The organism is Kitasatospora sp. NPDC059648, assembly GCF_042734825.1.
In the GTDB taxonomy this organism is placed as follows: Bacteria; Actinomycetota; Actinomycetes; order Streptomycetales; family Streptomycetaceae; genus Kitasatospora.
On the sequence record NZ_JBHWDU010000098.1, the window covers coordinates 17,695 to 27,364 of the forward strand.

Here is a 9,670-nt window from a genome sequence, read left to right on the forward strand (position 1 = left end):
GCGTCCACAACGCCCGCCCCTTCCCGCTCAGCCGGCCCCGAACCGCTCCCGCAGCTCGGCCAGTACCTGCGCCGCCTCGGGCAGCCCGGCCGCCTCGCAGCGGGCGACCCCGGCGGTCAGCCGGTCCACCGCCGCCCGGGAGCGGCCCAGGTCGCCACCCTCGATCAGCGCGGCCAGTCGGACGGCCTCCGCCCGCAGCGACTCCGAACGCAGCGACTCGGAGGACGGCGCCGGTCCCGTCGGCTCCCCGCCGCGCCCGTACACCGCGATCGCCCGTTCGATCTCCGCGAGCGCCTCCTCGTGCCGGTCGGCGATGGCCAGGCAGCGGGCCCGCTCGTAGTGCGAACCGCCTTGCAGGTACCAGTCGTCGTACTCCTGGCCGGCCTGCTTGGCCGCCTCGCCGAGCCCGTCCGCCTCGGCCAGCAGCGCCAGCGCCGCGTCCAGCCCCTCTGCGCCCCGGCTGCGCATCGTGAGCTGGGCCAACTCCCGCAGAGTGGCAGCTAGTTGGTCGACCCGGGGAGCCGCGCCGTACGCCTGGCGGGCCCGGCCGAGGGCGGCCTCGGCCGCGTCCCAGCGGTCCGCCCGCGCGAGGGCCAGGGTGGCTTCGCAGGCGACCATGGTGTGGGTCTCCTGGCCCTCCCAGTCGGCGACCAGGTCGGCCAGCCGCAGGAACTCCTCGGCCGCGTCCCGGTGTTCGTCCAGGTCGACCAGACCGCGGGCGAGGTCCAGCCGGGCCTGGGCCACCAGCCGGACGTCCAACCCACCGGGCGCCCCCGCGGACGACCCGCCGGACGACCCCGCGGACGACCCGGCCGAAGCGTCCAGCACCGACTCCAGCACGGCCACCGCGTCCGCCGCCCGCCCGGTGCCGCGCAGCACGTCTGCCAGCTGCAGCCGCACCTGGGCCGCCTCCTCGACGGCCGCGGCGCCCTGCCGGTCGTAGCGCGCGGCGGCCTCCGACAGCGCCCGCACCGCCCCGCCGTAGTCCTCCACCTGCATGCTCGCGTGCCCGAGCATCATGTACGTCGGCGCGTACGGGTAGGCGTCCTCGCCCCAGCGCACGGCCTCGGCCAGCGCCCGGTGGAACACCTCGACGGCCTGGCCGGGCTCGCCCTGCTGCAGCAGCACCTGTCCCAGCAGCCCGAGCACCCGCGGGGTGTGCCAGGGCAGTCCGGCTGCCTCCAACTGGGCCAGCACCTCGCGCAGTTCGTCCGCCGCATCGGCCAGGCGCCCCTGCCGGGCGGCGGCGTCGGCGGTGTACTGGCGCGAGGTGGCGGCCCGGCGGGCGGAGCCCAGCTCGACGGCGGCCCGCCGGTATCCGCCGACGGCGGCCTCGAAGCGCGCGACGGTCTCCCCGGAGGGCTCGGGCAGCGCCTCGACCAGGTCGTGGTGGGCGGCGTAGGCGCGCGACTGAAGGACGATCAGGTAGTCGTCGTCGAGCATCCGGCCCGCGGAGCGCAGGGCCTCGGCCTCGGCCAGAGCGGCGTCCAGTCCCGCCCAGTCGGCCACCACCCCCTCGACGTCGCCGAGTTCGACGATCAGCGTCCGGGTGCGGGACATCAGCGCCGGCCCGGGCAGCCCGGCGCGCTCGTACAGCTCGGCGGCCTCCAGCAGAGCCGCCGTGCCCTGCGCGTGGTCGTCGCGCCGCAGCGCGTCGTGGGCGCGCTGCTCGGCGAGTTCGGCCAGCAGCCGCCCCTCGCCGCCGAGTTCGGCGCTGTCCGGGTGCACGAAGTCCGCTGCGGCGGCCCGCTCGGCGATCCGCCGCCAGAGCCGGTCGGCGTCCGGATGGCCGAGCACCTCCAGCTCGCGGGCCCGCAGCACCAGGGCGGTGAAGTCCTCCGGCTCCGGCTCCACCTCCCGGCGCGCCGCCGGGGCGGCAGCCGGGGCCGCACCGGGCTCCGGCGCGGCGGCGGCCCGCACGCCCAGTGCCAGGGGCTCGGCCAGCAGCGGCCCGGCGGCCAGCCGCGCGCGCCGGGCGGCGCTCACCGCGTCGGTGCCGTTGCGGGCGTCGAAGCGGGCGGCCAGCGCGTCGGCCTCGCCGCGCAGGTGGACGAGCAGGGTGTCGACCGTCCAGGCGGTGCCGGCCGGTCCGCTGACCGCGAGCGGCCCGTGCCCGGCCCCGGCCAGGACGGCGATCAGCACCTCGACGCCGGTGAGGAACTCCAGCCGGGCGGCGGGCTCGCCGGTCACCGCGAACAGGTCACGGTTCTCGGCCAGCAGCTCCAGGCCGCGCGGCTCGTTGCCGGACAGCGCGCAGAACTCGATGTGCTGGCCGACGGCGGCCAGCATCGCGGCCTTGCCGCGGGCGTAGCGGTACCCCGCCAGGTGCGCGGAGCGGGCCTCGTCCGGCCGGCCCCGGCGCAGCAGCGGCAGCAGGGCGGTGGCCTGGCTGAGGTACGGCTCCTGCTCGCATCCGCTGCGGCCGTCCAGCACCGGGGCGAGGATCTCCAGCGCGCGGGCGTCGTCCCCGGCCTCGACGAAGTGCCGGGCCCGGGCGCGGGTCTCGCAGGCGTGGCAGTCGCTCAGCTCGCTGCGCGGGCGGGCCGTCCACAGCTCGTAGGCGTCCTGGACGTCGATGCCGGTCTGCGCGGCCAGGTGGTAGCGCTGGGCGTAGTACGGCTGGAGGTCGAAGCCGGCCTTGCGGTAGCGGTCGCGCAGCTCGGTGTGCCAGCGCCGGATCGCGGCCAGCGGGACGTCCGGGGTGTCCAGCAGTGCGGTGGCCACCCACTTGAAGCGCCAGAACACCTGGCGGCGGGCCCACTCGCCGAAGCCGTCCGGGTCCCGGTCCCAGAGCTTGAGCACCCGGGCGAAGACCACCGGGCTCTTGCTGCGCTCGCCGTCGTACTCGTAGGCCTCCATGAGTTCGAGCAGGGCCATCGAGCGGACCCCGGTGTCCTCGAACTGCTCGGCGGCGTCGACGAGTTCCTCGGCCGTGACGGTGCGGGTGCGGCCGTACGGGCGGGCGTCGTTCTCGCGCAGCGCGGCCATCACCGCGTCGGGGGTGTCCAGCATCACGCCTCCGTCTCACCGGCGCCGGCGGTACCGGAACCGGTGCCGGCCGCGCCCGACGCCTCGTGGCCGAGCATGGCGTGGTCGAGCAGGCTGATGAAGGATCGGTTCAGCAGCGCCGACTCGCTGGCCTTCAGCGGGCGGCGGGTCATCAGCACGGCCTGCCCGTACAGCGCCTCGACGGCGGTCACGGCCAGCTCGTGGTCGGTGACGGTGACGGCCCGGCGCACCAGCGGGTTGAGGTGGTTCAGCACCAGCTGGGCGCGGGGCACCTCGGCGCGCAGCGAGCCCAGGATGTCCGCCCACAACCCATCCGCCTCGTCGGCGAGTTGGGCGCGGGTGCGCTCGTGCCGGGCCTCCCGGTTGTCGAGCAGCAGGGCCGGCGCGTTGGTCGGGTGGAAGCTGCGCAGGGCGACGTCGCAGTCGAACCGGCCGACCACCTCGCGGGCGATCGCCAGGAAGGCGCCGGCGGCCAGTTCGGCGGCCGGGTCGACGGTGTCCAGGTGCGCGGTGACGGTGCCCGGGTCGAGGTCGGCGACCGAGACCCCGGGGCGGATCTCCGGCAGCCGGTGCACCAGGTCGCGGTCGTAGGTGTAACCGCCGTTGACCACGCCGAGCCCGGCCGCCCCGGCGATCGGGGCGACCTGCCGGAACTCCTCGACCGTACGGGTCACCAGCACCACCGGGTGGCTGCGGGCGAACTCGTCCAGGGTGACGTTGCCGTCGGTGGTCTCGAACGGCAGCCAGGGCAGCATCATCCGCAGCAACTCGTCGTCGTAGCGGGCGAGTTCCTTGACGGCCAGGTGGTGCACCGACAGGAAGCGGTGCAGCAGCGCCGGGTCGCTCGCGGACAGGCCGGTGAGCCAGTCACGGATCCGGGCGCCGAGCGCGTCACGGACGGCGGCCAGCGTCTCGTCGGCGTACAGGCCCTCGCGCGAGGCGGTCGGGCGCAGCCCGTCGGTGTCCACCACGCAGCGGACGAAGAACGCCCAGTCCGGCAGCAGTTCGTCGGCCTGGTCGGAGAGCAGCATGCCCTTGAGGTGCACCCGGTGGCCGTTGCGGCGCGAGGGCGGGGCGGCGTCGGGCAGGACGTACGCGGCGCCGCGCAGGCCGACCAGCGGGAGGTCCAGCTCGATGGTGTCCAGCGGGGTGAAGTCGAAGGTGGTGCGGCAGTACTCCGCGAGCGCGTCGCGACGGGCCAGCGGGGAGCCGTGGCGGGCGGCCCACGGCGGGGTGCGGTTGACCTGGTGCGAGGTGCCGCTGGCGTCGACCACGGTGACGTCGTGGCGCAGCAGGCTGCCGAAGTCCCGGGCGAGGGAGAGCACCCGGGAGGAGCGGGTCCACTCGGCGGCGTCGGCGCGCGGGGCGAGGGTGACGGTGGTGCCGGGCTCGGGCTTGGCCGAGGCGGGCAGGGTGCGGATGGTGTAGCTGCCGTCGGAGCTGCCGCGCCACTCGATCACCGGCGCGTCCGGGCTCCCAGCGTGCCGGGTCACCACGGTGATCTCGTCGGCGACCACGAAGCACGCCAGCAGGCCGATGCCGAACTGGCCGATGAAGTCGCCGCGGGCCGCGGCCAGTCCGGCACCGTCCAGCCGGCCTTCGGCGTCGCGCTTGGAGCTGCGGCCGATGGTGGCGAGGAAGGTGTGGACGTCCTTCTCGGTCAGGCCGATGCCGGTGTCGGTGACGGACAGCTCGTCGTCGGCGCGGACGGTGATGGCGGTGGGCGCCTCGGGGTCGAGGGCGCGGCGCGCGGAGATCGCGTCCACGGCGTTCTGCAGCAGTTCGCGCAGGTAGACGCGCGGGCTGGAGTAGAGGTGGTGGGAGAGCAGGTCCACCAGGCCGCGCAGGTCCACCTGGAAGGTGTGCGCACTCGTCGGGTTGTCGGATGGGGACACCGGAGGCTCTTTCGGTCGCGGAATGCGGAAGGGTTTCAGTACGCGGCGCAGCGGTCGCGGTGGGCGCGGAAGGTCCTGACCGGGTCGCCGGACAGGTAGTGCCAGGGCGACTCGGTGACGAAGCCGTCCAGCGCGTCGAACAGCAGCCTCGCCGTCTTCGGCTGGTCGGCGAGCGAGAAGGCCATCGCGAAGGTGTTGAAACTCGCCTGCCAGCCGCGGACCGGCACGAAGTCCGGGTGCAGGACGGAACGGAACGCCGCCTCCTGCAGTTCGGCCACCACGGCGGGACCGGACAGGTAGGCGCGGTCCTCGCCCTCCGGGAGGTCCAGCCAGCGCTCCAGGTGGGCCAGCGCGACCAGTTCGCCGAGCGGGCTGCCCTCGGGGGCGCCCAGCATCGCGGAGCGGGCGAACCCGTGCATCGCCTCGTGCGAGCCGCCCCACTTCTCGCACAGCTGCTGCAGCCGCTGGCGGTGCGATGCGGGGTGCCCGGGCACCCGGCGCACGGCGGCCTCGAAGCGGCAGGCGGCGACCTCCGGGCCCAGCGAGGCGCCGCGCGCGCTGATCTGCAGGAAGTACCAGGGGGCGAGCCAGGACGGCTCCCGCTCGGCGACCTCCAGCAACTGCTCCTCGGCGACGTCCAGCCGCTGGTGGAACAGCTTCCACTGCTCCTCGGTGACCTGCCCGGCCCGGGCGCGGGTGCGCGCCTCCCAGGCCCAGCTGACGTGCCGGGCACCGGACAGCAGCAGCGGCAGCGCGTCCTCCGGGGCGTCCGCCGCCGCGCGGGCCGTCCACTCCTCGACCCCGGCGACGCTCGCGACCGCCTCGGCGAGCCAGGTCAGCTCGGCGCCGTCCGCCGCGGCCAGCGCTGGGCGAAGCGCCGTCCAGTCCCCGGCCGCGGCCTGCCGGAGCACCTCGCGGACGGACTCGTCCCCGAAGGCCGGATCGAGCCTCGGCTCGGCTGCCCGAACGGCCCGACGGCCCAGCCCGAACCCGCGCCGACCGGCCCGGTCCTGCCCGCCCTCCCCGCCCGAGCGGCGTCGGAACAGCGGCATGTGCGGCCCCCTCGAACATCATCGGCATCTGTCGCATGGCCCCACTGCGGCCACCCCACGTGAGTACATATCACGGGCGGCCGAGGCGGCTCCGCCCAGCCCGGCGCCGTCGGCACCGAGGGCACCACCGCCCGGTCACCGGTGACATCTTGCTGCCTGACAGTTTTCTGACACCGCCCACCCCGCCGTCCGGCCCGACGATCCGTCAGTATTGTTCCCGTGCATACCATTCGCTTCCACCTGCGCGCCCCGGACTGCCCCGACGCCCCCCCGACCGCGACCCCCGGAGCCGTCCACGACGGACTGGCCCGCGGCCTGCCCGCCCCGGCCCGGATCGAGCACGCCCGGATCCTGACCGGCCCCGGCACCGTCGACGGCGTCGCCTTCGTCCTCGCCGACAACCTGCTCGCCGCCGAGGCCGCCCTCATCACCGCCTGCGCCGCCCTCACCGGCCGCACCGGACCGCTGCCCGGCTGGGACGTGCCGCACTGCGCCCTGGACACCCTGCTCGCCCTCGGCCTGCACGAACTCCCGGCCTGCCCGTGACCTGAACCCCGTCAGGCCGCGCCGAGCCCGGCGTCCGGCGTCCTCCCCGACTGCGCCTGCTCGATCCGGTTCACCAGCATCACCGCGAACCGCCGCGCCGCCGACGGGTCCGCCGGCCCGCCCTCCGTCGTCACACTCGCCACCACGGTGCCCGAACGCACCACGATGCTCACCCCGTCCCCGGCCGACAACGGCCCGACGAACACCTGGCTCTCGCTCCCCAGCGCCGGCGCGTCGACCTTGTGGAACGGCCCGACGGGATACGAGGCGTACGTCTCCTTCAACCGGTTCCTGGCCGCGTCCCGACTGGGCAACGTCTCCACCAGGAACCGCGTCACCAGATCCCCCGACGAGAACCGCACCGACCCGCTCAGCGGCTTGCCCGTACACGGCGCCGACGCCGAACAGGTGACGGAGTGGTCGGCGGTGTCGACCTTCCGCTTCTCCTCGTCCCACCCGACCATCACCTTGGCATCCGGCAACACCTGCCCGACCACCTTGTCGTCCAGCAGCGCCCCCTCCAGATCCGCACTCGGCGCCGCGACCACGGGCGTCGCGCTCCCGCCGGCGCCCGCTGCCCCACCCGGCGACGCAGAGGCCACGGCGGACGCCGAACCCCCGGCGCCCGTCGGCGCGGCAGCGGCACTCGTCACCGCCGAAGACACCGCCCCCGCCGGACCAGCCGAACTCACCGCGCCCGCAGCCCCCTTGGCGCCCCCCGACCCCCCGGACGAGCACCCCACCAGCACCCCCGCCAGCACCCCGCCCGCCACCACGGCGACCATCCGCCGTCCACCCATCCCCATAGCCCACTCCCTTACGGCTGTCCGTGACCCCTCAAGATAGCGACCACCCCGCACACGAACCGCCCCACCCCTCCCCCGCCCCCTCCGTGCGCGCGCACGGCAACGCCCCGCACCCCGCGCGCCCACCACCCACCAACGCCGAAGGGGCGGCAGCCGAACCCGGCCACCGCCCCACCGAACCATCCGCCTCAGACCGCCGGAACCGGGAACGTCGGGTACTCAACCCCCGAGATGTACTGCACGACCCGCACGACCTGGCACGAGTAGCCGAACTCGTTGTCGTACCACAGGTAGAGGATCGCGTTGTCGCCGTCGACCTTGGTCGCCCCGGCGTCCACGATCGAGGCGTGCCGCGACCCGATGAAGTCGCTGGACACCGCGTCGGGCGAGTCGATGAAGTCGATCTGCCGCTTCAGCGGCGAGGTCAGCGAGATGTTCCGCAGGTAGTCGAGGACCTCCTCGCGGTCGGCCTCCCGCTTCAGCTGCAGGTTGAGGATCGCGATGGACACGTCCGGCACCGGCACGCGGATCGAGCTGCCGGTGATCTTCGCCTTGAGGTCCGGCAGGGCCTTGGCGACGGCCGAGGCGGCACCGGTCTCGGTGATCACCATGTTCAGCGGCGCCGAGCGGCCACGGCGGTCGGCCTTGTGGTAGTTGTCCAGCAGGTTCTGGTCGTTGGTGAACGAGTGGACGGTCTCCACGTGGCCGCGCACGACGCCGTACTCGTCCTCCATCGCCTTCAGCGGCGGGACGATGGCGTTGGTGGTGCAGGAGGCGCAGGAGATGATCTGCTCGTCCGGCTTGATCATGTCGTGGTTGACGCCGTGCACGATGTTCGGCACGTCACCCTTGCCCGGGGCGGTCAGCACGACCTTGGCGATGCCGGGGCGCAGGTGCTTGGACAGGCCCTCGCGGTCACGCCACTTGCCGGTGTTGTCGATCAGGATCGCGTCCTTGATCCCGTACTCCGTGTAGTCGACCTCGCTCGGGTCGTTGGAGTAGATCACCGTGATCTCGTTGCCGTTGACGACGATCTTGTTGTTCGCCTCGTCGACGGTGATGGTGCCCTGGAACTGGCCGTGGATCGAGTCCCGGCGCAGCAGCGAGGCGCGCTTGACCAGGTCGTCGCCGCCGCCGTTGCGCACGACGATGGCCTTCAGCCGCAGGCCGTTGCCGGAGGCCTTCTCGATCAGCAGACGGGCGACCAGCCGGCCGATGCGGCCGAACCCGTACAGCACGACGTCCTGCGCGGACCGGCGCTCCAGCTTGTTCTCACCGGTGGCACCGGCGACGGCCCGGGCGGTGAACTCCTCCACCGACAGGCCGTGGTCGTCCGCCCGGTAGGTCGAGGCGAGCATCCCGAGGTCGATCTGCGAGGGGCCGAGGTCCAGGGTGGTCAGCGCCTGCAGGAACGGCATCGTCTCGGTGACCGAGAGCTCCTCGCCCGCGATCTGCCGGGCGAAGCGGTGCGTCTTGAGGATGCTGACCACCGACTTGTTCACCAGGGAACGGCTGTGGAGCAGGACGGTCACGTCCTTCTCCCGGTGCAGCCGCCCGATGATCGGGATCATCGACTCCGCGATCTCCTCGCGGTTCTTCCAGTCCGTGAACACGTCGTCGTTGACAGTCACAAGTCCATCTTTCGAGCTGAGGGTGTTGCCCACATGGTAGCTTCGCCCGCCCGCGCCCCAGCGGCCGGTCCCCTCTTCCGAGACCTCGCCCGAGCCTCCCACCTGCGACTTTCTCCGCACCCCCGCCGGCAAAGGTGATCGCCGCCACCCCGACCGACCCAGGTCTACTCGGGTAGACAGCCCCCATGGTCGGCAGCCGGCGGTCCCGCACGCGCGGACGGCCCCCGCTCTGGATCGTGGAGCCGGTTCCCGTTCCGGCCCTGGCCTTCTGGAAGCACCAGGGCGGTCACTTCGACTACGGTCGCGCAGACCAGACCAGCTGCTTCCCGATGCTCGACACCGGAACTGCCTCCCGGCCGCATCTGCTGTGGCCGCTCGCGCTGTATCCGGTGTCGGGTACGGCGGAGGTGGTCTTCCAGTACCTGAAGGACCGTAGCCCGTTCGACGACACCGAGGTGCGACGGGAGCTGCTGCGGCGGCTGAACGAGATCGACGGGATCGTTCTGGCCGAGGCGAAGCTGGAGCTTCGGCCGTCGTTCCCGCTCCAGGTGTTCGCCGGCCACGTGGAGGAGATCTGCGCGGTGCTGGAATGGTTCGCCCACACGGCGGCCCTGGAGTTCGCGCAGCGCGCCTGAGCCGGATTGCCGTGGGGGGGGGGCCGGGGGCGGGGCTCGGGGGGCCCCCCCCCGCCCCAGAGGAAGAACACGGGATGGGGGCGCGCGGGGACCGGG

The 9,670-nt window shown here is 73.8% G+C and carries 7 protein-coding genes; 2 read left to right on the plus strand and 5 right to left on the minus strand.

All coding sequences use genetic code 11. From position 1 onward, the window contains the following. Positions 1 to 27: 27 nt before the first annotated feature. Genes ACFV1W_RS35170 through ACFV1W_RS35180 form a run of 3 tightly spaced genes read right to left on the minus strand, consistent with a single transcriptional unit; the run spans position 28 to position 5,956 of the window. A complete protein-coding gene (locus ACFV1W_RS35170) occupies positions 28 to 3,012 on the minus strand; it encodes a hypothetical protein (protein ID WP_380421338.1) in 2,985 nt (994 codons plus the stop codon). Further along, a complete protein-coding gene (locus tag ACFV1W_RS35175) occupies positions 3,012 to 4,904 on the minus strand; it encodes an HSP90 family protein (RefSeq protein ID WP_380421339.1) in 1,893 nt (630 codons plus the stop codon). The genes ACFV1W_RS35170 and ACFV1W_RS35175 overlap by 1 nt, the downstream gene beginning before the upstream one ends. Positions 4,905 to 4,939: 35 nt before the next feature. Continuing rightward, entirely contained in the window at positions 4,940 to 5,956 is a 1,017-nt protein-coding gene (locus tag ACFV1W_RS35180; protein WP_380421340.1) for a hypothetical protein, read from the minus strand. A 219-nt stretch (positions 5,957 to 6,175) separates the two neighbouring features. Here ACFV1W_RS35180 and ACFV1W_RS35185 point away from each other — a divergent pair, with 219 nt between their 5' ends. Next, on the plus strand, positions 6,176 to 6,502 hold the full coding sequence (locus tag ACFV1W_RS35185) for a hypothetical protein (RefSeq protein WP_380421341.1): 327 nt from the start codon (positions 6,176 to 6,178) through the stop codon (positions 6,500 to 6,502). 11 nt (positions 6,503 to 6,513) lie between these two features. On the opposite strand, the gene ACFV1W_RS35190 is transcribed toward ACFV1W_RS35185, so the two are convergent. Both ACFV1W_RS35190 and ACFV1W_RS35195 read right to left on the minus strand, forming a co-directional pair. Then, positions 6,514 to 7,050 (minus strand): hypothetical protein, encoded by a 537-nt coding sequence (locus ACFV1W_RS35190; RefSeq protein WP_380421342.1) that lies wholly within the window; start codon positions 7,048 to 7,050, stop codon positions 6,514 to 6,516. A 446-nt stretch (positions 7,051 to 7,496) separates the two neighbouring features. Continuing rightward, positions 7,497 to 8,939, minus strand: a complete 1,443-nt coding sequence (locus ACFV1W_RS35195) for a glyceraldehyde-3-phosphate dehydrogenase (protein WP_030289960.1) — start codon at positions 8,937 to 8,939, stop codon at positions 7,497 to 7,499. Between the two features lie 185 nt (positions 8,940 to 9,124). Between ACFV1W_RS35195 and ACFV1W_RS35200 the strand changes: the two genes are divergently transcribed. After that, positions 9,125 to 9,574 carry a hypothetical protein gene (locus ACFV1W_RS35200; protein ID WP_380421343.1) on the plus strand — a complete coding sequence of 150 codons (450 nt, stop codon included), beginning with the start codon at positions 9,125 to 9,127 and terminating at the stop codon, positions 9,572 to 9,574. Positions 9,575 to 9,670: the final 96 nt, after the last annotated feature.